This is a genomic window from Paenibacillus sp. 2003 (genome assembly GCF_031455635.1).
GTDB lineage: Bacteria > Bacillota > Bacilli > Paenibacillales > Paenibacillaceae > Paenibacillus > Paenibacillus amylolyticus_B.
This window is the reverse complement of sequence record NZ_JAVDTB010000009.1, coordinates 104,115-129,470: the sequence shown is the minus strand read 5'-3', so window position 1 is coordinate 129,470 and position 25,356 is coordinate 104,115. Positions and strand designations below refer to the sequence as shown.

The following is a 25,356-nucleotide window of genomic DNA, read 5'->3' as shown; positions in this document are numbered from 1 at the left end:
ATAGCATTCTTGCTTGGTTTTCAAGCTTATTTCACATCTTTTCCAGTCCAGAGAGCTACACGTTCCTTGATCCAAACCGTGTATTGTTTCTCCATCTCTACTGCACCCGCTTTATCGAGTTCAGCAAGAAGACCATCATATACGCTGTCGAAGTTCTCAGGTTTGGCAAGGATCGCCTCTGGAATACGTTTACGTACGATATCCTGTGTTTTCTGGAACGTTACGTTGTAATCCGTGTCAGATGGTACAGGCATGTTGTATGCTGCGCCCCAATCTTTCAGCTTCAGATCATCTTCGGAAGGATAGAAATCTTTCCAAGTTGTAATACCATAGGCTTTCAACGTTTCCTTCTCAGCTGCAGTGTAACCTGCTTGAATCTGTTCAGGGAAATTCGTTGTGTAATAGTTATCTGTGGCATCTTTCACACCATCACCGTATCTGGCGCTAAATACGTTATACATGCCTACGCCTGATTCTTTGGTAAAAGCAGAGTTATCATTGGTTTTGCGATCTTGTACGTCAGCCGGAATGATGCGTTTCCCATTCTCGACTTGGTAATGTTGGCCTTCAACACCCCAGTTTCTCAGGACCTGACCTTCATCGGAAGCAAGCCAATCCATGAATTTGATAATACGTACCGGATCTTTGGCCGAAGTTGTGATTCCGATACCATAACCGTCAAATCCTGTCGGTTGGAACGTATGATCCACAATATCCTTGTTCAGGGATACGGAGAAGTGGGCATATGTTTTGTCGCCACCGTTAGATGATTTCAAAGCATTCTCCGCCTCACCATAGTTCCACTCCTGGTCAATTAGACCAAGTACACGGCCACTGGCAATTTTGGATTTGTATTGGTCATCCTTTTGAACAAATGTATCTTTATCAAGCAGACCCTCATTGTACATTTTGTTCAACCAACGGAAATATTCCTTTTCTTCAGGACGTTTGTAGTGTAGAACGGCTTCATACGTCTCTGGGTTGATATAATACTCACCGTCATCCGGTCCACCCGTAGCTTGGAATGCAGGGTTCGTTACCGTAATCATAATTTTCCAGTCATCTGCATTCAATGTTAACGGAATAGTCGGTTGCCCATCAATTGTTGGATGTTTTTCATAATACGTTCTCAGTACGTTCTCGTAGTCCTCAAGCGTTTTTACTTCAGGGTAGCCGAGCTCTTTCAATACTCTTTGTTGAATTTCGAATCCGCCCGTAGCATCAAACGCAACGTTATCTACACCCATATTAGTCGGGATCGTGTAAATGGCTTGATCTTCCAAACTGTATTTCAGACGGTTCATCTGATCACCATAGATTTTTTTCAAATTGGGAGCATGCTCCTCAATTAGATCGGTCAGGTCCAGCATCGCGCCTGCATCCACAAGCTTAGACAAGTTGCCTTTAGGATAGATAATATCAGGGTAATCACCACTGGCAGCCATCAAAGGAATCTTTTGGTCACCACCATTATTCACATCATACTCAGCTTCAATTGTAACTCCCGTTGCCTTAGTAATCTCTTGACCGACAGCATCCTTCATGTTATTCCAGTTCGGACTCGCGTCTGCACCAAAGAATGTAAAGGTCACTGGACTGGTTGTATCTCCGGAATCAACCGGTTTCTCTGAAGCGTTAGTTCCTCCTCCACTGCCGCTGCATCCTGCTGTAATTGCAAGTGCACTGGCTAACAGAAGCATTGCGAATGTTTTTGGTGTTTTGCCCTTCATGTGTAATCCCCCTTATGGATATTAATGAAGCTGTATATTTGTATAACAGGCTGACCTGCACATACCGTGACCAGATGAAACAAATGTAATTTTCTTGTTTTTATAACATTAGAAGCGTTTTCTTAAAAATAAAAAATGTTCTTCTCTTACCTTTTTCCTCTTCATTCCCGCAAGTATTTACTTTGAGAATCAGGTGTCTGTCACGTGATACACAAGCAAATGTAAGTGCTTTCATACTTGAATAATAATCGCTCCTATATCCCTTGTCAATAGTGAATTTATAAAATTGAAAACGTTTTTTAGAAAACGTTTTAGATAAAAAAAGAACCCAGATATTCTGGGTTCTTTTTCGTTTTAGATTTGAATTGCTAATCATTTATTTAGCCTCTTCACCGCTCCACAATTGAACACGGTTTTGAACGAGTTCTGTATACTGTTTCTCCATATCCTCTGCTCCTGCTTGGTTCACTTCTGCAATCATGCCGTCATAGATCGCATCAAACTGTTCAGGAGTACTCAGAATGGCTTCCGGGATACGTTTCCGAATGATATCCTGTGTTTTCTTGAAGATGACGTTGTAGTTGGAGTCACCTGGTGTTGGCAGATTGTATGCTGCTCCCCATGGTTTGATTGGGAACTCGTCTTCACTCGGGAACAGATCTTTCCACGTCGTAGCACCGTAAGCTTTAAGTGTTTCTTTCTCTGCATCGGAATATGCTGCCACGATCTGTTCAGGGAAATTCGTAGTGTAGTAGTTATCCGTTGAATCCTTCACACCGTCTCCATAGTGACCGGACATATTGGTGTACAGTCCAATACCCGTTTCTTTCTGGAATACGGCTGCATTATTGGTTTTCTGATCCAGAATGTCGGCAGGAATGACACGTTTGCCGTCCTTCACTTCATACTGTTTGCCCTCAATTCCCCAGTTCATCAGCACTTGCCCTTCTTCAGAAGCCAGATAATCGAAGAATTTGATCGTACGAACCGGGTCAGGATTCGATGTTGTAATCCCTACACCCCAACCGGATACAAAACCAGGGTCTTGGTAGGCATGATCCTTGATATCCTTGGACAGGGTTACCGGGAAGTGTGAATACGTTGCTTCATCCTTGCCCGCAGATTTCAGTGCATTTTCTGCATCGGAATAACCCCAATCCTGGTCAATGACACCCAGAACACGTCCACTTGCAATTTTGGATTTGTATTGGTCTGTTTTCTGGATGAAGCTGTCCTGATCAAGCAGTCCCTCATTGTACATATGGTTCAACCAGCGGAAGTACTCTTTTTCCTCTGGACGTTTGTAATGCAGACTTGCTTCATATGTCTCTGGATCGATGTAGTATTCACCGTCATCCGGAGCTCCTGTTGCCTGGAAGGCAGGGTTCGTTACGGTAATCATGATTCTCCAATCATCCGCGTCCAGTGTTAACGGGATCGTTGGCTGACCATCAATTGTTGGGTGTTTCTCTTTGTACGCCTTCAATACATTCTCGTAATCCTCAAGTGTACGCACTTCCGGGTATCCGAGTTCTTTCAGTACACGGTGCTGAATGCCAAATCCACCACCTGCATCAAAGTATTTTTGGTCTACCGCATAATACGTTGGCAGCACATAAATAGCCTGATCCTCATTACTGTATTTCAACCGGTCCATGTAATTACCATACAGCTTCTTCAGATTGGGAGCATATTGGTCGATCAGATCTGTCAGATCGAGCATTGCTCCGGCATCCACCAGTTTGCTGAGTTCTCCTTTGGGGGAGACGATATCCGGATAGTCTCCACTCGCCGCCATTAAGGATATTTTATCTTGACCACCACTAACGGCAAATTCACCGTTAAGGGTTATCCCTGTTTTTTCCGTAAGGACTTTACCTACTTCATCCTTCATGCCATTCCAGTTCGGACTGGGGTCAACGCTGAAGAAATCAAAAGTAAGTGGAGTTGTCTCTGCGCTTGTATCCTTGAACGACGTATCACTGCCGCTTCCTCCACCGCAACCTGCGAGTAAAGACATTGCAAGCACTGGTGCCAGTGCAATCTTCATTTTGGAACTTGCCATAATGGTAATCCTCCCTGTTTCATATGTCTGTTTGTCCGGGACTTTTTTGTCCCTGTCTATAGCTTCATGAATACCACACCGCAGCCCTATACGGTGAAGCGCAGACCAAATGGCTGCGCTTCGGGTATCCTGATGCTTCATTTGTAGATGTACGGCCGCTCTATTTGGCAGCCTGTACCCAATTGTTTAACCTTTTACTGCGCCCAGTGTCATACCACCAACAAAGTACTTCTGAAGGAATGGATATACAATGAGGATTGGAACCGTTACAACGATTGTAATCGCCATTTTGATCGATTCCGGTGAAATCTGTGTCATTTGCTGCGCCATATCATTGGCATTTCGTCCAGCACCTGAGCCCTGCTGTGTACTTTGCAATACTTTCATCAGCTCATATTGGAGCGTGGTCAAATGTGCCTTTGAACCATTATACAGGTACGTATCGAACCACGCATTCCATTGACCTACAGCCAGGAACAATGCGATGGTAGCAAGCACTGGTTTACACAGTGGCAAGATGATTCTGTAATAGATTGTAAAGTCATTCGCTCCGTCCAGCTTCGCGGATTCCTGCAATGAGTATGGCAGGCCATCAATGAATGAACGGATGATGAACACGTTAAATGCACTGATCATGCCAGGCAATACATATACCCAGAATGTACCGATCAGATTCAAGTCACGCATCAGAATGTACACCGGAATCAGACCACCGGAGAAATACATCGTGAGCGCGAGCGTTGTGGAAACAAATTTTCTAAGTCCAAAATCAGGTCTGCTCAGTGTAAAGGCGATCATGGATGAACTGATCAATCCGAGCACGGTACCTACAAGTGTACGCAGAATGGAGATCTGCAAACCTTGTAACAATCCATCATATTGGAAAATCGTTTTGTAGTTCTGTAAAGTGAATTCGCGAGGCCACAAGTAAATTCCGCCACGTACTGTATCTGTCGAGTTATTGAGTGAGATGGCTAGTACGTTAAGGAATGGATAAAGTGTTACAACCAGCACCATGGTCATCGCGAGGATGTTGAATATATCGAACAGTTTATCGCCCCGAGTAGCATTGAATGCTTTGTTCGCCATAATGTCGTCCCCTCCCTACATGATGCTTTCTTTAGTGAATTTTTTGAACAAGCCGTTCGCAGTAAACAGAAGGATGATACTGACAACGGAGTTGAATATACCTATGGCTGTACCATACGAGAATCGTCCCATATTCAAACCATAATTGAGCGCGTATAGATCAAGTACTTCCGAGTAGTCTGTGACCAGACTGTTGCCAAGCAAGAACTGCTTCTCGAAACCGATACTGATAAGATGTCCAATTGACATGATGAAAAGTACGGAAATCGTGGTCCGTATGCCAGGCAGCGTAATATGCCACATCTGTCTCCAGCGGTTGGCTCCATCTACACGGGAAGCTTCATACAGCTCATTGTCGATACCTGTAATCGCCGCCAGATAGATGATGGCATTCCAACCGGTTTCCTTCCACATATCTGAAGCGGTTACAATGTACCAGAACAAGTTCCCCTTGGCCATGAATTGGATCGGCTGGTCGATAATGTTCAGCCCTACCAATAGATCATTGATAATCCCTCCATCGGTGGAGAGCATCTTCGTAATGATCCCGGCTACAACAACCCAGGATACAAAGTGAGGCAGATATGATACCGTTTGCACGGCACGTTTGAAGAACATGCCTCTCATTTCATTCAGGAGAATAGCGAAGAATATCGGTACGATAAAACCGACAACTAGTCCCATCAAGCTCATTGCAAGCGTATTACGAAGTACCAGATAGAAACGATCATCACTGAACAGCTCTACAAAGTGTTTAAAACCAACCCACTCTTGATCACCAAACGATCTGGCAGGTTTATAATTTTGGAAAGCCATCGTCCATCCCCATAGTGGCAGATAGTTAAATACGAAAACCCAAGCTACGAATGGCAATGACATGAGATAGAGATATTTCTGCTGTTTCATTCTGTCCCAAATTCCGTTCCGCCGATTCTTTAAAGGCGGTTTGGGGTCACTGCTTCTGTTCGCGGAAGCGGATTTTTTTGTTAGCGTTTCCATCTCCGTTCCCCCTCCTCTGTTTTATAAAATAATCATACTCGATAGAGCGTTTTCAAAATACCATCTGGATTTTAGAGAAAATCATATAAAAATTAGATATAGGCATATATAATCAGACATTAATTCGTTAAAATCAGTGATAAATTCAACCTTTAGATGCATTAAAAGCAATATAAAGGTAAATAATATCTAAAGTGGTAAATATCGAAAACGTTTTATAGTAATCGTTTTCTTCAATTACATGGCATACAAAAAGGACCCTTTCGGGTCCCTCTGATTACAATGTAAACTGAATGGTTTGCAGTTTAACGATCCCGAGTAATTGCGCTACTGATATGGAGGTTGCTGGACGGAATTGATCTCCATTCAGATACGCAAGTATCTCCTGAAATAAGTAGGCGGCTTCCGGACGCTTCATTAAAGCCAGATTGGCAAACGGAAGTGAGGATATCAGAATCTTGCCCTTCCCTACTTTTGCCTCAAAGGCATAAGCCAGTCGTTTGGCCCGATGGAAATGGTCCACCACTTCGATCAGCGGTTCCACCCCGGGCAACGTATCCAAACATATCGCTGGTGTACCGTTCACCAAGTGATACCAATGCCAGTCCGAAGCTCCATCATGCGGGAAGGAGCCTAGTAGTGCTAGCTGTTTTCTCAAATACATGCCCATCGTTGCACCAGGCTGTGTAGCAAACATCAGGTAATTCCAGAATACAGGCAGATACTTGGTCTCCACTGAATCATATAACCCTTCTGCGGTTGGCTGTAGCCAAACACTCCCCCCGTTGACCACATAATCAACGACATTTGGTGTTAACGACTGAACGATAACCAAGTCAATCTCCCGATTTTTCAACAACTGAAATCCATCGATTCGATCTACGCAATCATCATGCGCTTCACCCAGGAATGGCTTCATCTCTGCCACGGTATTCCAGAACCGATTCGAACCCGGATGAGACAGATAAAAAGGAAACGACCAGCCATGCCATACATTCGCTACAGTTCTGTCCAAATCGCCTGATATCAGCTCCGCTTCGATCCGAAAAGCTGCTGCCCCTTCATGAGGAGCGGTAGCGACGATGCTTCCCAGTGACATGACAGACCCACATTGGATATCTCCGGTCTTCCATGCCCCTTCAGTAAGTATCACATCATCGCTTATTAACCTCCACTGAATGACCGCGTCCTCAAGCGGCTCCTTACCGTAGTGAGAGATGCGTACATCGACATGAATGGGTTCTCCGGCGTAAAATGTACGCTCCTTGCAGCTTAACAACAGCACCACATCTGCGTTGAAACGCATGAATTCTTCTGGTGTTGTAATGCCTTTGTCATCCCAAAATACATCCAGAATGCCCGTCGTAGCATGTCCCTGCCCTGGAAAATCACGAATGTCCAGAAGCTGTACGCCCGCAGCGTCCGGTGTTCGCCGAATTCGCTCCATGGCTTCTTTTAAGGAACGTACCAGATGGGTACCACTGACCTGTTGAAAATGCTCCAGGTCCTCCATCATGCCTTTGTTTGTTAACGATTCTTCGATCGGTCGTAACCAGCTAGGACGCAATACTCCAGTATACTTGGCTCGCTCTTGGGGCCGCACATACATGGTATACTGTGCATGTTCGTGCCCAATGACGGGAAGCTCCGCAAGCCGGGTGACTGCACCATAGTCCAGCGTGGTATCCGGCACAGCAGAATACGCGGATTCCAACGGGGGATGCCAGTTCAACGACTGAATATAATAATCACCTTCCCTCCCTTGCGCCGGAAGCTGTCCAAAACCTGTATTGTCCGTATATAACCGGGTAGGGTCCATATCCCTTGCCCTCGATACCCATGCATTAAGTTCAGGATGGCCATTCGGACCAATGAGTTCATTCCCCATGGAGAACATGACGAATGAAGGATGTCTATGCAGCGACTGAAGCAACCCATCCAGTTCTTGTGTCAGATAGGACAATACTTCAGCTGGCGCAGACTGATCCGATTGCTCAAAGAAACGAGACCAATGGGGAAGTTCTGCCTGTACCAGCATGCCCGCTTCATCAGCAGCATCCCAGAAAGGCTCCGGCGCGCTCCACCCATGCAGTCGGACATGATTGAAGCCATACGATCTGGCGACTCGAAACTGCTGAAGATAGTGCTCCTTGTCCCATACGGGATAACCCGTCAGTGGAAAAATACAGCAATCGACGTACCCGCGCAGATACACCGGTGTTCCATTTAACTCAAGCTGCTTCCCATTTGCTGCAAAGGAGCGTACACCAAATGATTGCTCCAGCCGATCCAGTTCCTGTTCACCGTCATGCAGACGGATCACAGCCTTGTATAATTCAGGGGATTCATCCGACCATCTTGCAATAGACTTCTCTGTTCCAAGTTCCAATCGCCACTGTTCTATTAAAGCGTTGCTTTCAGTTAAACCTGCTGAGCTTATATCCACATGTGCTAGAACACTCAGATTTACATTACAACTATATCGATCAAGCCATGTGCCGTCCGGATGCTGGATATCCACATGTAATTGCATCGATCTAACTGATTCATTTGCGGGAGCGCTTACAGTACAATCAACCAGAATGGTTCCGTTTTCAGCATCTGGTTGAATACGTAACGTCTGTAATCGGCATGGGGGCAGACTGTCCAGATAAACACCACCCGTGATTCCACCCCAGGCTGTAGCCGTATGCAATGAATGAATATGGCTACCCGCCAGCGGAAGTTTCATCGTATTATCCACGCGGAACTCCACACGATTCACTTCTCCCTGCTTCACCAGAGAGGTAACATCCCACTTCTGTTGATTCACCAGACTATCCTGCTGCCCGGCATACTGTCCATTGATCCAGAGATTCGTTGTCCATCGGACACCTTCCAATCTGAATACATAGTGGCATCCGGGATCGTCTGATGGAACATGAACATCCTGAGCATACCAGGCTGAGCCTTCATATTCGCGTACCTTGGTCCAGGTATCGAGCCTTTCGTATTCAGGCTCATCTCCGTATCCTTGCTCTTCCCATGAACCGGGAATCTGAATGGTCTCCCATGATGTATTTTCACACTGTGAAGGCGGTGATATCTCTTGTTCAACGAGTTTATCGGACTCCAGATCCAAACAAAACTGCCATGTTCCATTTAAGTTCAATGTATGACGTACAGCGCCTATATCAGACAATTTCATATCGTATAGCCATCCCTTCATCTGGATTCTTGTAAATCCAGTCTAAAATGTAAAGCATTCCGTGACCATTGCTTATCATGGGAAGTGCATGGACAATATGATGAATCTGGAAATTTCTCAGGAATACCGAAAACGTTTTACACAATAGGCAAGGGCAAGGCCCAGCACTCCAACTTATTCCTCGTTTATATCCGTAGCCGTTCCTTTAATTGATGATTGGGTTCTAGCCTGTTTGTAAGCGGAAGGGGATTCCCCTACATATTTCTTGAACTTACCGTGGAAGTAGTCCACATTTGCATACCCCACTCTCGCCGCAACCTGATGGACCTTTAGTCCTTCGTCCAGCAATTCCTTGGCCTTTTCCATACGAACCTTGTCCAGAAATGCATTGAAATATTCTCCAGTATGATTCTTGAACAACTTACCCAAGTAACTGCTGTTATAGTTAAATACCTCAGCAAGTACCTCCAGCTTGAGATTTTCGCCAGGGTTACGTTGGATAAATTCAATCATCTGTTTCAATACAGTATCCTTGCTCCCCCCACCCATACGTTGAATAAGCCTATTAAAATGTTCTGCTGCTATGACTTTGAGATCAGACATCGTAAATTGATGATAGACTTCATTAATCAAAACCGAATGTTCCTGCATAATGGAGTGCATATGTTGATTCGTGGCTGCAAGCTTGTTGAACGCTAGGGAGAACACCTGTGAGAAGGCAGTTTTGATCGCTTGCTCTGTTCGGTGATATGGAACCAATCGCTCTTCCATCTCACCCAGTACTCGCATAACTGACTCACTGCTACGGATGTCTAACGCATAATACAGCTTGTCCGCGAGTTCGTCCTCAACTGGTTCATGTGTTCCGTCCACAGCTTCAGCTCCCGGCTTAACAACGCCTTTGCCTTCGCTATCTTCAGTCCACAGAATGATGCGTTTCTCAGTGAACAAGAAGCGTTCACCGAGTGTACGATTCGCCTGCGTGTATGACCGCGCAATTTCAGAAGTGGAATGTACGGGTTCACCTGCAGCACCATACATGTGGACCTCCCATTCTCCCAGAAGTCCTTCCAGCTCATCATAAAGAATGCGTGCAGATGACTCGGATGTGATTGTTTCCTTGCTTAACAACCCCAGACCGGAATGGAACGAGAATACGATGCCTCGGTCTTTCTGGTCAAATGCTTCAATCAGTTTGCGTTTCATAACACTTCCCCGTTGCAGATCGGGGGCCGCATGCATCTCAAGCAGCACGATCTGATAGTGAGGCCAGTGCAGACCCAGGCTGTCTTCTTCCATACTGCCTGCACCCTCCAGACTGTCAAAGAGTAAAGCCTCGATCTGGTGCTCCAGATAGACAGTATCTTCACCAGCTTGACGTGCCATTGTCTCCCGTTCACGGGTCAGGATCGTAGCAATCCGCTCCAGTTCACTAATAATCTCATCTTCATCCACCGGTTTGAGCAGATAACCATCCACACCAAAACTGATGGCTTTCTTGGCATAATCAAAATCTGCATAACCGCTCAATATCAAAAAGTGCGAATCCGGATGATTCCGGCGTACTTCTTCAATAACATCCAGCCCGGTCATACCAGGCATGCGAATATCAATAATCGTCAGATCAGGCTCCAAATCCTCAAACCGGGAGATAGCCTCACGCCCGCTGGCAGCTGTAGCGATGACCTGGAATCCGTATTTTTCCCAATCAATAATGGTTGTCAGTCCCTCACGTATGCTCGGTTCGTCATCCACCAAAAATACTTTATACATGTTGGTCCCCTCCTGCTGGCAAAGTGAAAGAAACCTCTGTTCCTTCCCCATATACACTCTTAATCTGTAATCCATATGGCTCCCCGTACGTCAATGTTAAGCGTTGATGTACATTACGCATACCGATCCGGCTCTTCTCCTGTTCCTCGGGTCCACAGATAAACTGCATCACCTCAGCCAGTCGTTCTGGCGTTATGCCTGCACCATTGTCATCCACACGAATCTGCACAATGTTCTCTACTAAACGAATACTTATATGAACACGGACTGTACCCTCTTTGTTCTCCAGACCATGGACAATCGCATTCTCAACCAAGGGTTGAATAATGAGAGGCGGAATGTACATCTTCTCCACCTCGGGATCGATATGAATCTGGAATGCAAGGCGGTCGCCGTAACGGAATTTTTGAATTTCCAAATAGGAACGTACCATTTCAAGTTCAGCCCGGAAGGTTGTTTTTCCACTGCCAATCTCCAGACTCTTGCGCATCAGCTTGCCCAGTAGTCTGACGATGTTGGCAATCTCTGCTTCTCCCTTAATATGCGCTTTCATCCGAATGGACTCCAGTGCATTAAACAAGAAATGTGGATTGATCTGGCTCGCCATCATTTTCAGTTTAATCTCTTTTTGGGCGATTTCCAATTGATTGTTCTGTTCTGTCGCTTCTACCACCTGCGTCATGAGTTCATTGATACTTTTCACCATATAGTTGAACTGTCGTGATAGTTGTCCAATCTCATCGTTTCCATCAATCCGCGAAGTCACGTTCAGGTCACCTAATGCTAGCTTGTTGAGATGTTTACTCAGCCGGAGCAATCGGTTCGAAGTGAGGAACGAGATGATATATACAAATAATAGGGCGATAACCAGCACAAGGATAATGAAAATCATGCCGATCATGCTGACGGTGTTGGCGTCTTTGACGATATTTTTGGTGGCAAAAACAGAAATCACCTTCAGGCTGTTCATACTCGATCCAGGGCCCAACTCATCAATAACAATATTAGATGGTTCCCCCCGGAAATCACCCTCTATGGTGCCTTTCGCCTGATTCTGCAGATCGACACCAAAATCAAGCTCATCCAGCGTTTTACCTACGAGCTCGGTATTCTTGGCTGCAATCACATAACCCTGCTCGTCCGTAATCATCGTCTCAAACTGTTCCTGACGCAACAATCCATTCAGCTCATCCTGATTGATCACAATCATCAACACGCCCTCTGTCCGATACTCGGCAAAAGGTACTTTGCGCACCAGGCTGAGCTTGTGTACAGGATTATCTTCCTTGTCCGGAATATAGAACCACCCGATGCTGGTTGTTTTCAGTGCCTGTTGGTACCAATAACTCTCTTCAGTCTGCTTGTCTACCGGGATGAATTCGAGGTTGTTTATCAATGTTGGGTTAGTTGAGTAAAAACGAATGCCTGCTATCTCACGGTACAAACGCCTGTACTCCTGAAAGTCTTTGTATGCAAGATAAGCTGAGGTTAACTCCACAATGCTCTTGTACCGCTTATTCACGATCTCCTTGAGATCCGCATTAAACATTAAAAGATTGGATATATCGGTTGGTACACGTAACATGGTTGCCGTCTGGCTCTTGATCTTGTCCACATTGATGATCGTCTGTCCTATTGCATTGTCCAGGGCTTGCTGGCGAAAATAACTGGTCACAGCAAGACCAACAATCAGGACCGGAATCATGACAACCAGTACATAGGAAATGAGCAATTTATGCTTTAATTTGAGATTATTAGTGGTTCGTATCAGCCTTTTAAACATGTCTGCACCTTCCGTCATCTGTATAAGCGCTTACATATAAACAGCAGGATCAGGATGTACTGTCCTCAGAATTAATCATACCACATAACCGCCAGAATTCGGATTGTCATTGCAATGGGTAATATATTGCCATGTAACAAGCCAGCCTAACCTCTAACAAAAGAGGCCGCCATTAACATGGCGACCGGGCTTACCGAATCATTAATGCTGACAGAAGTTTAGTGACTCCTAGATGGGCGAAATCCATATCCTTTGGCACGCCATGCAACAATCAATGCCACCAATGTTAAAGCCAAGATGGCCCAGTTAAATGATGCAGCTCCCCATTGATTCAGAAGAACACCTCCCGCCATTCCCCCAAGGGCAATAGCCAGATTCCAAACGGTTGTATTAATCGGCATTACGAGATCCACACCCTGTTCCCCAGTAGCTTGAGCAAGTGCAGTCTGTAACAGGGTAGCCGCACCGCCAAATGTCAGACCCCATAGCGCAACAGAACCAAAGACGACAACAACGTGCTCACTCCAAAGACCTAATACAAGGGAAATCAAAGCAAAGCCCGCAAGACTCATGAGAACCAGCATACGCAACCACCGATCAATGAAAATACCTGTAATCCAGATGCCCACCAATGCCATCAGACCAAATACAAGTAAAATGAGTCCAACCTTGGATTCCAAACCGACATCGGCGAGAAAAGGAGCAATATACGTGTATAAAATATTATGAGCCAACATCCAGGCCAAAACGACAGTTAAAATGGGTATTACACCAGGTGTGAACAGTACTTGCTTGACAGAGATACGCTTATCCGCTGACTGCCCAGGATAGTCGGGTACTTTCCAGAGCACCCAGAAAATCAGTACAAACGCCAGCAACGACATCAGCCAGAACACTGAGCGCCAGCCCATAAATGAACCAAGCAGTGTACCTGCCGGAACACCAAACGATAAGGCAATCGGCGTTCCAATCATAGCCACAGCCATGCCTCTTCCCTTGAGATGATCAGGTACCATGCGTAATGCATAACCACCAATTAGGCCCCAGGAGACACCTGCTGCAACACCGGCCAAGAAACGGGCGAATAGTGTCAGTACATAGTTTGATGAGAGGGCAGTAATGGTGTTGAAGACAAGAAAACCCATAATAGACAGAAGTAAAAGCGGACGCCGCCGCCAACCCTTTGTCAGCACCGCCACAGGTATGGCAGCAACCAGCGACCCAACAGCATAAAAGGTGACAAGCTGCCCCGCCCCTGCCTCAGAGATTTGCAGCCCTTCTTTAATTTGCGGTAGCAACCCCGCAGGAAGTGTTTCGGTCATAATGGCTATGAAACCCGCCATAGCCAGGGCCAGCAACCCCAGCCACGGAAAACGATGAGAAGATATATCCGACATTTGTACAGCTCCTTTTAAGATAGTGTAGAACAAGTAATGGAATTATGGATCGATCATTCCTTATATTATTCAGACTGTCTCACCTTGTCAACGACTTTTGGATCGATTAATATATAATTAAGAAAAAAGAGGGGGGAACTCTTATGGCAAGAACGGGACGTCCGCGAATTTTCGATCGGGATGAAGCCCTATTACAAGCGATGATGCTCTTTTGGGAGCAAGGTTTCGAGGCCACTTCACTACTTCAGCTTCGAGCAGCCATGGGGGATATTTCAGCAGCCAGCTTCTATGCAGCCTTTGAATCCAAAGAAGCGCTGTATAAAGAAGCAGTAGAACGATATATGGATACGTTTGGACGTGTGACGGAAAGTTTCTCGGATCTCACGCTGTCACCAAGAGAAGCAATTGAAACAACCTTAAGAAGTACCGCAAAAATGCAAACAGACAGCACACATCCATCTGGCTGTTTAATTGTGCTGTCAGCCAGCACATGTTCTTCCAAAAACAATCATATCCGTGACATTGCCGCTGAGAAAAGAAAGCTGACTCGCAACCGTCTGCAGGATTGCATCCAACGTGCTGTGGATGTCGGTGAAATTCCTGCTTCCACGAATGTAGCCATGCTGACCACCGTATTTGATACCTTTATGCAAGGTATCTCTACACAAGCCCGCGACGGTGTACCTCATGCAACGATCGATCAGGCTATCACGGAATTCATGGGCATCTGGAACCTTGCCCAACATTCAGCCTGACTTTACCTACGAACTGTTGATAGGTTAGAAAGGCAAAAAAAGGCACTCCCACGATTGGAAGTGCCTCTCAGTATAGAATCTGCTCGTGTGTTATTAAGGACGAGGTGTACTTACCCCATTGAGGATCAGTTTAGGATGAATATCGGCGTTCAGCGAAGCGGAAACTGCACAATATTTTTCCTCAGCCATCTGGATGGCTTTCCAGATGCGATAATCCGGGATATCCCCATCGACTTTGAAGATCAGATCAATGGATGTGAACCCTTTAGGCATCTCTTCACTGCGTGTGCCTTGCGCTTCAATCTCAATCGACTCAATTTTGTCCAGGAAAGCATCCAGAATCATTGTAATATCGATTCCCATACAGCCCCCGAGACCCGCCAGTAACAATTCCATCGGGGTAGCTCCCTTGCTGTCACCACCATAAGCAGCAGTGGCATCCATGCCAACAGCGTAGCCAGAGGGTCCTTCGGAAGTAAACGCGCGTTTGCCTTTCCATACGGTTGTTACATTCATGATGTTATCCTTCTTTCTCACAATAGTTTAAGTTCAAGCGAAAAAGGTTTGCACTTGCCACTCCGATGACAGAATAACCTTCCGATCGCTGTTATCCCCAGATTTTTTTGATTCCCTTCTTCAAGGGAAAAATCAGGGGATAAAGGCGCACGCTCCGCTTCTTCAGGTTTCTTCTGTCCTCTCCGTTCTTGTGCAAAAAATTTAGTTGAACTGATATCGTTAACGACCTTAAATACCCGCTCAGGGTACGTTCGTTCTTCCGATCGCTGTTATCTTCATCAAAATTCAGTTATCTGCTGCAAGAAACGACGGGTGCGCTCTTGCTTCGGCTGTTCGAAAAAGGCCTGTGGACTTGCCTCTTCCACAATCGATCCATCCGCCATAAAGACGATTTTGTTCGCCACATTACGGGCAAACTTCAATTCATGTGTCACGACCAGCATCGTCATGCCTTCCTCTGCCAGCTCCTTCATGACGGAAAGTACCTCTCCGACCAGCTCAGGATCAAGGGCAGAAGTGGGTTCATCAAACAGCATCACTTCCGGCTCCATTGCAAGTGCACGTGCAATGGCTACCCGCTGCTGTTGTCCACCAGACAATCGGGATGGATACGCATCCTGCTTATCCGACAAGCCGACCCGATCCAGAAGAATCCGGCCGCGTTCAGCCGCTTCGTCACGCTTGATTTTTTTTACCGTAACGAGACCTTCCATCACATTACCCAGCACTGTCTTGTGCGGATACAGATTGAATTGCTGGAATACCATGCCGGTCTGGCGACGAATCTCCAGTACCCGGGCACGCTGGACTCGCAGCGGATCTGCACTGTTAACCACAATGCCGTTCACTTCAATCTGTCCTCCAGACAACTCTTCCAGCCCATTCAGACAGCGCAGCAAGGTACTTTTGCCTGAACCACTTGGGCCGAGCAATACAACAATATCTTTGGCATCGACATGAAGATCGATGTTCGTAAGTACTTCATTTTTCTGAAAACGTTTGGTAAGTCCGGTTGTTGTAATCATCGGTTCTCTCCTCCCATCAGTAAGCCCGAGCCAGCCGGCGCTCCACTTGTTCCAGAATGGCCGAGAAGCCGATACTCATAATCCAGTAGATCACACCGATGGCCAGATAAAAAGGCATATTCAATGCATATTGTGATACCAGTAGCTGTGCTGAACGCAACAACTCGGTAACACCGATGGCCGCCACAAGTGATGTTTCCTTCAGCATGCCAATGAAGGTGTTCCCCATCGGCGGAATCGCAATGCGCACAGCCTGCGGGAAGATAATCCGTCTCATCGCTTGAGCCGGAGTCATTCCCGTTGCGTATGCAGCTTCTGTCTGTCCTTTTGGTACAGCCTGAATGGCTCCACGGAAGGTCTCTGAGAGAAACGCACCTGCATTCAGACTCAGTCCCAGACAGGCAGCCGTGAGTGATCCCAAGGTCACTCCATAATCGACCAATCCGTAATAAATAACGAATAATTGCACCAGCAGCGGGGTTCCCCGCATGATGGATACATAAAACCTTGCGATCAACCTAAGCCACATCGGTCCCTTCAGACGAGCAATCGCAACAAGCACCCCGATGATGAACGCAAAAAACATGGAGATCACAGTTACATACAGCGTATAGTAAGCCCCCTTCAGAAAGAAGGGGATATTCTCAAATACCAGTTCCATGGGTCAAATCTCCCCTTCGCCTTGCAGGTTCATTATTGCGCAGGCTCTTCACCAAACCATTTTTTGAAAATGGTATTGTACGTGCCATCATCTTTCATGCCTTTGAGAGCATCATTCAGTGCTGCTACGAGTTCCGGATTATCTTTGCGAACAGCAATACCTGCCTGGTCACTCTTAATAGCTTCACCTACAGCTTTGATATTAAAGCCATTGGCATCCACAATCGGTTTCAGAGCGTACATATTGTTGATTGTTGCGTCAATCCGCCCAGCATTCAGATCTTTGAGTGAAGAGATGACATCGTCATACGTCTTAATGGTGAAGTCTCCCACTTTTGGCAACACTTCATTACGCAGATATGATTCATCATTTGTACCCAGACCTACGCCAATCGTCTTACCTTTGAAGTCTTCCAGCTTGGTAATATCGTTATTGTCACTTTTCACAATGATTTTGACTTGGTTCGTGATATACGGATCACTGAAATCCAGTACTTTCTTACGATCATCAGTAATGGTCATCTGGCTGATAATGGCATCCAGCTTTTTGGCTTGCAGACTTGGTGTCAGACCGGAGAACTCTTGGGATACAAATTCAACTTCTACCCCCAGACGCTTCGCAACTTCACGTGCGATATCGGCATCGTAGCCGTCCATTTCTTTCTTATCGTTCAGGAAGTTGTAAGGTGCGTATGTGCCCATCATGCCCACTTTGATAACGCCAGCAGACTTGATCTGCTCCAATTCATTGCTTGCCTGTGCACCATTTGTGCTTCCACCATCTGTTGCTTTACTTCCACAAGCACTAAGTACCAGCACGGTCATCAGCAGAATTGCTGTCAAAGACCAGCCTTTACGAGTTTTCGATCCATATGTTTTGTTCATTACGTTAACTTCCTCTCAGTCGTGTATTAATCTGGGTGTACATTTGGTTACTTTATTGTGACTAAACCGCAGTTGTACCCATTATTCCCTGCTATTTGTTTAATCATGTGAATCTTATGTGCCTAACAGTCCGTAAAACTCAAAGCTTGCTGCCTCAGCTGCCAGCGATGAAGCTGTCATGGCTGAGAATTTGCTGTGCAACTCATCGGAACCGAACAACCAGCGCGATATCATGCCTTCAATCATGCTTACCAATAACGCTGCTCGAAGAGGTACATCCATGCCCTTAGGCAACATGCCGAGTTCGATGGCTCGTTCCATATTGTGACGAAACGCAGTTTCGACAGCATTACGTGTCTCCTCAACCAGGCGTTGTACGGATTCTTCCGTCACGATGCCTTTGAGCAACAGTTCCATAAAATAGCGATTCTGCGCGGCAAACAAGAACAAGTCAGTGAACAGCCTTTCCGATGCTTTCACCATATCTTCTACCGATCCTGCATCCTTGCGGTACCCTTGTCCGATCGCCTCAAGCAACTCCTCCTTACCCGTTAAAACAATCTCCGAAGCAATGGCTTCTTTACTCTTGAAGTGCCAGTAGAACGTCCCTTGCGCCACACCAGCCTCGCGGACGATATCGGAAATTTTCGTTTGATGGTAACCTTGGGTTGCAAAACGCTCCATCGCTATGCGTATTATTTGGTCCCGGCGTTCTTCACCGGGTTCCAAACCGTTAATTTTGGTCATTCATGTAACCCTCCCGATTGATCAGTCAGTCAGTTAAGTTATATCCTATGGGATAACTAGGTTTTTGTCAATATAGTTTTAAACAAATGGTTACAAGCATAAGTTGAAGTTGAGTGCATTTGTGATCATAATAGGTGATAGCCTTGTTCAAATGAACAGGCATGGTCAAGCAGGACAGCCTGTGCTGTCACCTGCATTTCAAGGAGGAAGAGAATTGGACATTATATCATCCATTATTATGGGCATCATCGAAGGTTTGACTGAGTTTTTGCCCGTGTCCTCTACTGGACACATGATTCTGACTGCCCACTTGCTGGGTTTATCGGAGGACAACGAGTCAGTCAAAACGTTTGAGGTGGTTGTTCAACTTGGGGCTGTACTTGCTGTTGTTGTACTGTATTGGAACAAATTCATTGATATGTTCCGCTTCACCGGAGGGAGCAGACCTTACTCCCGTCGCCTCAATCTGGGACATATCTTCCTGGCGATGGTTCCTGCCGTAGTCATCGGACTTGTATTCCGCGACTGGATCAAAGCACATTTGTTTGGTCCGGAAACAGTGCTGTACAGTCTCGTTATAGGTGGTATATTGATGATCGTGGCCGAACGCTGGAGCCGGAAGAGTGGACGGATTACTACCCATGATGTCGATGATATTTCCTACAAACAGGCATTCGCGGTGGGTATATTTCAGATCTTGGCATTGTGGCCAGGCTTCTCCCGTTCCGGGTCAACGATCTCAGGCGGTCTCTTTGCAGGGGTAAGCCGTGTAGCCGCTGCGGAGTTCACATTCCTCGTGTCTGTGCCAATTATGATTGGTGCTACGGGATATGACCTGTACAAAAGTATCGATCACCTGAACGGCAGTGATTTCCCAATCTTTGCGATTGGATTCATCGCTGCTTTCATCGTCGCCATGCTTGCGATCAAGACGTTCCTGTCCATTTTGAAAAAATTGAGCCTGACCGTCTTTGCTGTGTATCGCTTTGTCTTGGCAGCCGTGTTCTTTATTATTTTGATGTAAGCATTACAATTCAAGTAATTAGACAGGCAAAATCAATGGCGGCCTCACGTTCCCTTGGGAAGCGAGGCCGCCATATTTTATATTCTGAATTATGTTTCTGTTGCTTCACGATTCTGTTGCTGCTTCAAAGACAGGAATATCCGTAATTAGAAGAAGCCTGATTCTTCATTACTTCCTTCTTTAGTGGGTTGGATCATTGGTGATGCCGACTAGGTTTACTATGTATCATGGACAACCATATTTATGTTCACTTCTGAAAAGCAGCCTGTCTAATACCACTCTTTTACTTGAAAGTTTCGGTGTTTCTTTCGATTCTTTAATCTCTCACGCAGATTATATCTATTCTCCTTTTGTTCCTGCAGCAATTGCTTCACCCCGATCATCAACAATCGGTATCTTCGGTCATCATTGTGACTTAATTGGTGCATTTCTTCAAAAATTTCATTCTTCATACGGATCTTGTTCACTCCAAATATTCAGTTTGTTCTCACAGTATACATGGGAGCACTGAACAAATTCTAAACAAGCGTTGGTTCTCAACTTCTGTTATTCAAATGCACATCATGCGGACTGGAATGAAACAGAAAAACCCCTTCCTGTCGCAGGACAAGAAGAGGTCTCTTTAGCTAAGTTAAAAATTAAACAAACTGCTGATGCCTTCGTACACTTAAACTTTGGATTCAAGGGTCTCCAGATACTCGGAGATTTGAGCAGGTGTTTTAGCCCATTTGCTATGCAGATGTGCAATTTTCTTGCCGTTCTGGAAGACGAGCAGGCTTGGAATGCCGCGTACACCATTCTCTTCGGCAAACGGCTGGAACTTCTCTGCATCCAGGGCATAGAAGGTTTTGTCCGTATGTTGGTCGATAACATCCCCGATAAAACGATCCAGGTTTTTGCAATCCGGACACCAGGTTGTATCAAATTTAATGACGGTAAAACCATCAGAGTTAATTGTATCCAAATATTGCTGTTCACTTTGAATTCTTTCCATATGTCTTCTCTCCCTTATATGTTCCTTTTTTGGCTGATCTTCATTGTACCTCGTATGGTTACAATTGAAAATAGGCTTAATAGAGTTAACGATGCTGCTTGTACAGATTAGCGGGACTGAGTTCTCGTATTTCCTGAATTTCAGCAGCGGTGAGTTCAGGCGAATTCGAAGCAGCAATATTGTGCAGTAACTGTTCTTTTGAACTGGCACCAGGGACAACTGCTGCTACGGCAGGATGGGATAACGCGTAGCGAATAGCTGTCTGAGCCATACTGCGTTGGTCTGTAACAAGACGACTTAGCCCTTGCCGAATGATATATAGTTGCTCTGGCGTATAGTCCAGATAACCTTTGTCTGCCTTGGCAGATCCGGAATCGGCAAGCACTCCGCTAGCTACGGGCCCACGGGCAATTACGCTGATCCCCTTTTGTTCCAATAAAGGCAGCACTTCTTCTTCCGCTCTGCGGTCAGCAATGCTGTACTGGTTCATCACACTGACGATTGATGCCCTCTTTACATACTCCCGAATCACATTGGGACGAATGGAGGAAATTCCGTAATATCGGATAAGTCCTTCCTTCTTTAGTTCCTCAAACGCTTCGATCGTCTCTTCGATGGGGTCGTCCAAGGTCCCGCCATGCAGCTGATACAGATCGATGTAATCGGTTTGCAACCGCTTCAGACTTTCATGTACAGCCTGCTTAATGTAGACTTTGGACGGGTCCCATGACCAGCCCTCTTTACCCGGCATACGACGATTACCTACTTTGGTCGCCACAATGACTTGGTCCCGACGACCCTTAATAGCTTGTCCTACAATCTCTTCATTACGCCCTGCGTCGTACAGATCGGCAGTATCCAGCAGATTAACACCGTGATCCAGAGCCTCATGAACCAGGCCCACAGCGTGCTCCATTTCAGTTCCAAGTGACATACATCCCAGCCCAATCTCAGACACCATCAGTTCGGATGTACCCAGACGATTTTTCTTCATATGTGCCTCTCCCTCCATACGTTCTGCAAGTATCCATTGTATCATTCTTGCTGGCAAAAATCGCATTACACACAAAAGCAAGGGATTGCTTTTGATTGCACAAAAAAAACCTGGAATGACTTCATCTCCAGGTTTCTCATGATCATCATTTGAATTCAATCGATAAACGAGCTATCGCAATCTATTTCACTTCCACGCGTGGTCTGGCTTTACTTGTTCCGTTGGACGAATTGGAGCTTTTCATCATACCCGAGACCGTGCTAAACAGCTTATCTCTTGCTTGTTTGTTCCTCATCAGATAAGTCACACCTGCGCCGATAGCCGTCATGAGTAATCCTCTTCTTTTAGACATGTGCTTCTCCTCCTTCAGGATAAATGTACATCGTGTCTTGTTTGACAATTACCCTGTGGGAGCAAAACGAAACGAAGTGCAGGCTTGATCGCAGAAAAAAAGATGACCTCCGAATTAAAATTCAGCGGTCATCTTTCACTTGCTCTTTTGAGGCATAAACGCTCACACCCGTTAATCAGATGGCGTTGCCACATGGGTCATTTCTTCATGTTTGTAGGTCGAACCATCGGCGGTCAGATAAAAGTGTCCGATGGGATGCAGATCTTCATCCAATTCGTAGACAAGCGGAATGCCTGTCGGGATATTGAGCGCCATCACGTCTGCTTCGGACAATTGGTCCAGATGCATGACGAGTGAACGGAGCGTGTTTCCATGCGCAGAGATCAGCACTCTTTTGCCAGCAGACACCATCGGTTTAATCTCCGCATTCCAGTACTCCAGTACACGCTTCGAGGTATCCATCAGGTTCTCCGTAAAAGGGATGGTGCATCCGAGCCGTTTGTACTTGTCCAGATCCTGCACATATCGGTCATCGGTTTCGTCCAGTGCCGGGGGAGATACGTTCACGGATCGTCTCCATTCCTTTACTTGGTCTTCCCCATACTTCAGAGCAGTCTGCTGTTTGTTCAGTCCTTGCAACGCACCATAATGGCGTTCATTCAGCTTCCAAGTCTTCGTAATGGGAATCCACATGAGGTCCATTTCATCCAGCGCAATATCGAGTGTTCGGATAGAACGTTTCAGCACAGATGCATAGGCGTAATCAAAATCAAATCCCTGTTCCTTCATGATCTTCCCTGCTTTACGAGCTTCTGCGTAACCATCCGTCGTCAGATCCACATCTGTCCATCCGGTAAAACGATTCTCTACATTCCACATGCTCTGTCCATGGCGAATCAAAACAACTCTGTACATAAACGTGAAACCTCCTTCCATGGAAACATTACCCGCAAGTCAAACTAATTAGCACAGTGAAACGTTCATAACATTAATAATATGGTGCCATCATGAGATATACCACGACACCTGTAGAACTGACGTACAGCCAGATTGGCATAGTCCAACGTGCAATTTTACGGTGTTTCTTCAATTGATTCGTCCAACCCCACACAAGTGTGAACAATGCCAATGGAACAATGAGGGCTGCCAGTATACTATGGGTAATCAGAATGAAGAAATAGATGGAACGAATGATGCCCTCGCCGCCGTATTTGGACGTCTCTGGAGAGAGGTAATGAAACGTCAGATAGGTCACGAGGAATAACAGTGTTGTTGAGAATGCAGCAAGAATAAATCGTTTGTGCAGCTTCACATTCCGCTTGATAATAGCAATAAGCGCTGCAAGCAGGAAGATGAAGGTAAAGCTGTTAAACACGGCATTAAACCGCGGCAACACCGTAATATCAAAGGTTACATCACCTTTGTAACCAATGGATGGTGCGAAGAACAATAATAAAATAATGACATTAGCGAGAATGGAAATCGTGATAATGATGCCTGCGAAATTTTTATTGCTCGTCGGGGATGGAATGTTCGGTTCCCCTTTGTTATTTTTGCCCAATGCAAAATCCTCCTCATATCCTAACTTCTATGTTCTATATCATTATATCTCGGCAATTCCGGGCTGTTAAGTGACAACACTCTGAACAAAAACCGTTGCACTCCCCTATAAAATGCCCCTTTGCGGCTATTTTCAATCAAATCCACACCAGCTCCCATTTACCCAAGTCTTTATTTGTGGTATAATTAATGCAATTAATCACATACGCGTTGAAACTGGAGGAGCCTGTCACCAAGGGCCCCTCTTTGTCTTTTTAGGCATAAAAGCGGCACGCTTAACAAGCGCTGTTTTTATGCCTTTTTTTGTTCTAAAGGCTTGGAATGATTCCCCCTTGGGCGGGTAAACCTATAAACGCTACTGCTGGAGAGGAGCACACCTATGGAATTTATTTTGGTTCTTGCACTTATTTTGATCTTTACCAAACTTGCCGGTGATCTGTCCGTCAGATTGGGTCAGCCGTCGGTACTGGGGAAATTGATTGTGGGTGTCATCCTCGGGCCTGCAATTCTCGGTTGGGTTCAGCAGAGTGATTTCGTCCATTATATGGCCGAAATCGGGGTACTACTGTTGATGTTCATCGCTGGACTGGAAACCGATCTGGAACAATTGAAGAAAAACTGGAAAGCAGCCTTTGCCGTTGCTGTGGGTGGTATTATTTTACCATTCATCGGAGGATACGGTTCGGCCATGGCGTTCGGTATGTCACAGACACACGCATTGTTCTTTGGACTTTTATTCTGTGCCACGTCCGTCAGCATTTCCGTTCAGACACTAAAAGACATGGATCAACTCAGCTCTCGTGAGGGTACAACAATCCTTGGTGCAGCTGTTGTCGATGATGTTCTGGTCGTTGTCATTCTTGCTGTTATGATGAGCTTGCTGGGTACAGGCGGAGGAGACACTTCGATTTCTCTGCTTATTGGCAAGAAGCTGTTATTCTTTGTTATTATTATTGCTGCCAGCTGGTTCCTTGTACCACGCATCATGAAGTGGATGGCACCGTTAAAAGTAACCGAGACCGTCATTACTGCGGGGCTGATTATTTGTTTTGGATTCTCCTACTTTGCGGAGTGGATGGGTGTTGCCGGAATCATTGGTGCTTTTGCCGCTGGTATCGCCATCTCCCAAACCAACTTCAAACATGAAGTTGAAACCAAACTGGAACCGATCGCCTACGGAATTTTTGTTCCGGTGTTCTTTGTCAGTATTGGTTTGAATGTCACGTTTGATGGTGTGGGTTCACAAATTTGGTTTATTGTCGTTATAAGCCTCATTGCTATTGTAACCAAGCTGATTGGTGGCGGAGCTGGTGCACGACTGACTGGATTTAATATGTCATCTTCATTGGCCATTGGCTCAGGAATGATTTCAAGAGGTGAGGTTGCACTCATTATCGCTTCAACGGGCCTTGCTTCCGGTTTACTTGATCCGGAATACTTTACGAGCGTAGTAATCATGGTCATAATCACTACACTTGTTACGCCACCTCTGCTCAAAATTACCTTTGCACACAAAAAGGGTGAAAAGCAAGTCGAAAGAGGAATTGAAGAATCACATTTAAGCGGGTAACTGTAAAAGATATCTACGTTTAGCTTACCTGATGGCTTTGTGAAATATTTTTTAGTTCGGGAGATATTGGCTATATCTTCTTCAGAAGATTCAATATGGTCGTGAAGCACACGCCGCTTTGATCCATTCTTTCCCTTCAACATGAAGGTTAGAGATGGTCAGAGCGGCTTTTTTTGCATTTTTACAAGTCATACGTATTCGTTACTCACTCAAGTTCGCTATATCGTAGAAAACAAAAAAAGACCACCTTA

At 45.7% G+C, this 25,356-nt stretch carries 22 protein-coding genes; 3 read left to right on the top strand and 19 right to left on the bottom strand.

Annotated features, from left to right (window positions below):
* Positions 1-26: 26 nt before the first annotated feature.
* The 8 genes from J2X75_RS25810 to J2X75_RS25775 form a co-directional block, all read right to left on the bottom strand.
* Positions 27-1,730: an ABC transporter substrate-binding protein gene (locus J2X75_RS25810; protein ID WP_124118142.1), complete on the bottom strand. Its 1,704-nt coding sequence runs from the start codon at positions 1,728-1,730 to the stop codon at positions 27-29.
* A 376-nt stretch (positions 1,731-2,106) separates the two neighbouring features.
* Positions 2,107-3,795 carry an ABC transporter substrate-binding protein gene (locus tag J2X75_RS25805; RefSeq protein ID WP_310341627.1) on the bottom strand — a complete coding sequence of 563 codons (1,689 nt, stop codon included), beginning with the start codon at positions 3,793-3,795 and terminating at the stop codon, positions 2,107-2,109.
* A 186-nt stretch (positions 3,796-3,981) separates the two neighbouring features.
* Positions 3,982-4,884: a carbohydrate ABC transporter permease gene (locus tag J2X75_RS25800; RefSeq protein ID WP_036606894.1), complete on the bottom strand. Its 903-nt coding sequence runs from the start codon at positions 4,882-4,884 to the stop codon at positions 3,982-3,984.
* A gap of 15 nt (positions 4,885-4,899) precedes the next feature.
* Positions 4,900-5,883, bottom strand: a complete 984-nt coding sequence (locus J2X75_RS25795) for an ABC transporter permease (protein WP_036606891.1) — start codon at positions 5,881-5,883, stop codon at positions 4,900-4,902.
* Between the two features lie 277 nt (positions 5,884-6,160).
* The gene (locus tag J2X75_RS25790; RefSeq protein WP_310341623.1) at positions 6,161-9,070 is read right to left on the bottom strand and encodes a glycoside hydrolase family 2 protein; all 2,910 of its coding nucleotides are present in this window, start codon (positions 9,068-9,070) and stop codon (positions 6,161-6,163) included.
* Between the two features lie 174 nt (positions 9,071-9,244).
* Positions 9,245-10,843, bottom strand: coding sequence for a response regulator transcription factor (locus J2X75_RS25785; protein WP_307542076.1), 1,599 nt, complete (start codon positions 10,841-10,843; stop codon positions 9,245-9,247).
* Entirely contained in the window at positions 10,836-12,626 is a 1,791-nt protein-coding gene (locus tag J2X75_RS25780; protein WP_310341617.1) for a sensor histidine kinase, read from the bottom strand. The genes J2X75_RS25785 and J2X75_RS25780 overlap by 8 nt, the downstream gene beginning before the upstream one ends.
* 218 nt (positions 12,627-12,844) lie before the next feature.
* Positions 12,845-14,023 carry an MFS transporter gene (locus J2X75_RS25775; RefSeq protein ID WP_310341616.1) on the bottom strand — a complete coding sequence of 393 codons (1,179 nt, stop codon included), beginning with the start codon at positions 14,021-14,023 and terminating at the stop codon, positions 12,845-12,847.
* 143 nt (positions 14,024-14,166) lie between these two features.
* Between J2X75_RS25775 and J2X75_RS25770 the strand changes: the two genes are divergently transcribed.
* On the top strand, positions 14,167-14,778 hold the full coding sequence (locus tag J2X75_RS25770) for a TetR/AcrR family transcriptional regulator (RefSeq protein WP_310341613.1): 612 nt from the start codon (positions 14,167-14,169) through the stop codon (positions 14,776-14,778).
* Positions 14,779-14,871: 93 nt separating this feature from the next.
* Here J2X75_RS25770 and J2X75_RS25765 read toward each other — a convergent pair whose 3' ends face one another.
* From J2X75_RS25765 to J2X75_RS25745, 5 genes are all read right to left on the bottom strand, one after another.
* Positions 14,872-15,294, bottom strand: coding sequence for an OsmC family protein (locus tag J2X75_RS25765; RefSeq protein WP_017692209.1), 423 nt, complete (start codon positions 15,292-15,294; stop codon positions 14,872-14,874).
* Positions 15,295-15,572: 278 nt separating this feature from the next.
* A complete protein-coding gene (locus J2X75_RS25760) occupies positions 15,573-16,319 on the bottom strand; it encodes an amino acid ABC transporter ATP-binding protein (protein ID WP_047841601.1) in 747 nt (248 codons plus the stop codon).
* A 16-nt stretch (positions 16,320-16,335) separates the two neighbouring features.
* Positions 16,336-16,980 carry an amino acid ABC transporter permease gene (locus J2X75_RS25755; protein WP_017692207.1) on the bottom strand — a complete coding sequence of 215 codons (645 nt, stop codon included), beginning with the start codon at positions 16,978-16,980 and terminating at the stop codon, positions 16,336-16,338.
* Positions 16,981-17,012: 32 nt separating this feature from the next.
* Positions 17,013-17,864: a substrate-binding periplasmic protein gene (locus J2X75_RS25750; RefSeq protein ID WP_124118148.1), complete on the bottom strand. Its 852-nt coding sequence runs from the start codon at positions 17,862-17,864 to the stop codon at positions 17,013-17,015.
* A gap of 114 nt (positions 17,865-17,978) precedes the next feature.
* Positions 17,979-18,611 carry a TetR/AcrR family transcriptional regulator gene (locus J2X75_RS25745; RefSeq protein ID WP_124118149.1) on the bottom strand — a complete coding sequence of 211 codons (633 nt, stop codon included), beginning with the start codon at positions 18,609-18,611 and terminating at the stop codon, positions 17,979-17,981.
* A 214-nt stretch (positions 18,612-18,825) separates the two neighbouring features.
* Between J2X75_RS25745 and bacA the strand changes: the two genes are divergently transcribed.
* A complete protein-coding gene (gene bacA, locus J2X75_RS25740; protein WP_017692204.1) occupies positions 18,826-19,635 on the top strand; it encodes an undecaprenyl-diphosphate phosphatase in 810 nt (269 codons plus the stop codon).
* A gap of 269 nt (positions 19,636-19,904) precedes the next feature.
* On the opposite strand, the gene J2X75_RS25735 is transcribed toward bacA, so the two are convergent.
* The 6 genes from J2X75_RS25735 to J2X75_RS25710 all read right to left on the bottom strand — a co-directional run bounded on the left by J2X75_RS25735 (position 19,905) and on the right by J2X75_RS25710 (position 23,536).
* Positions 19,905-20,087: a hypothetical protein gene (locus J2X75_RS25735; RefSeq protein ID WP_124118151.1), complete on the bottom strand. Its 183-nt coding sequence runs from the start codon at positions 20,085-20,087 to the stop codon at positions 19,905-19,907.
* A gap of 215 nt (positions 20,088-20,302) precedes the next feature.
* Positions 20,303-20,629 carry a thioredoxin family protein gene (locus J2X75_RS25730; RefSeq protein WP_017692202.1) on the bottom strand — a complete coding sequence of 109 codons (327 nt, stop codon included), beginning with the start codon at positions 20,627-20,629 and terminating at the stop codon, positions 20,303-20,305.
* 85 nt (positions 20,630-20,714) lie between these two features.
* A complete protein-coding gene (locus J2X75_RS25725; RefSeq protein ID WP_310341597.1) occupies positions 20,715-21,623 on the bottom strand; it encodes an aldo/keto reductase in 909 nt (302 codons plus the stop codon).
* Positions 21,624-21,804: 181 nt separating this feature from the next.
* Complete coding sequence (locus J2X75_RS25720) at positions 21,805-21,975, bottom strand: hypothetical protein (protein ID WP_310341595.1); 171 nt, start codon at positions 21,973-21,975, stop codon at positions 21,805-21,807.
* 171 nt (positions 21,976-22,146) lie between these two features.
* Positions 22,147-22,890 carry a 2,3-diphosphoglycerate-dependent phosphoglycerate mutase gene (gpmA, locus tag J2X75_RS25715; RefSeq protein WP_076328872.1) on the bottom strand — a complete coding sequence of 248 codons (744 nt, stop codon included), beginning with the start codon at positions 22,888-22,890 and terminating at the stop codon, positions 22,147-22,149.
* 73 nt (positions 22,891-22,963) lie between these two features.
* The gene (locus J2X75_RS25710; protein ID WP_017692198.1) at positions 22,964-23,536 is read right to left on the bottom strand and encodes a DUF420 domain-containing protein; all 573 of its coding nucleotides are present in this window, start codon (positions 23,534-23,536) and stop codon (positions 22,964-22,966) included.
* A gap of 378 nt (positions 23,537-23,914) precedes the next feature.
* On the opposite strand from J2X75_RS25710, the gene J2X75_RS25705 reads away from it, so the two are divergent.
* On the top strand, positions 23,915-25,105 hold the full coding sequence (locus J2X75_RS25705) for a cation:proton antiporter (protein WP_310341591.1): 1,191 nt from the start codon (positions 23,915-23,917) through the stop codon (positions 25,103-25,105).
* The last annotated feature ends 251 nt before the right edge of the window (positions 25,106-25,356 follow it).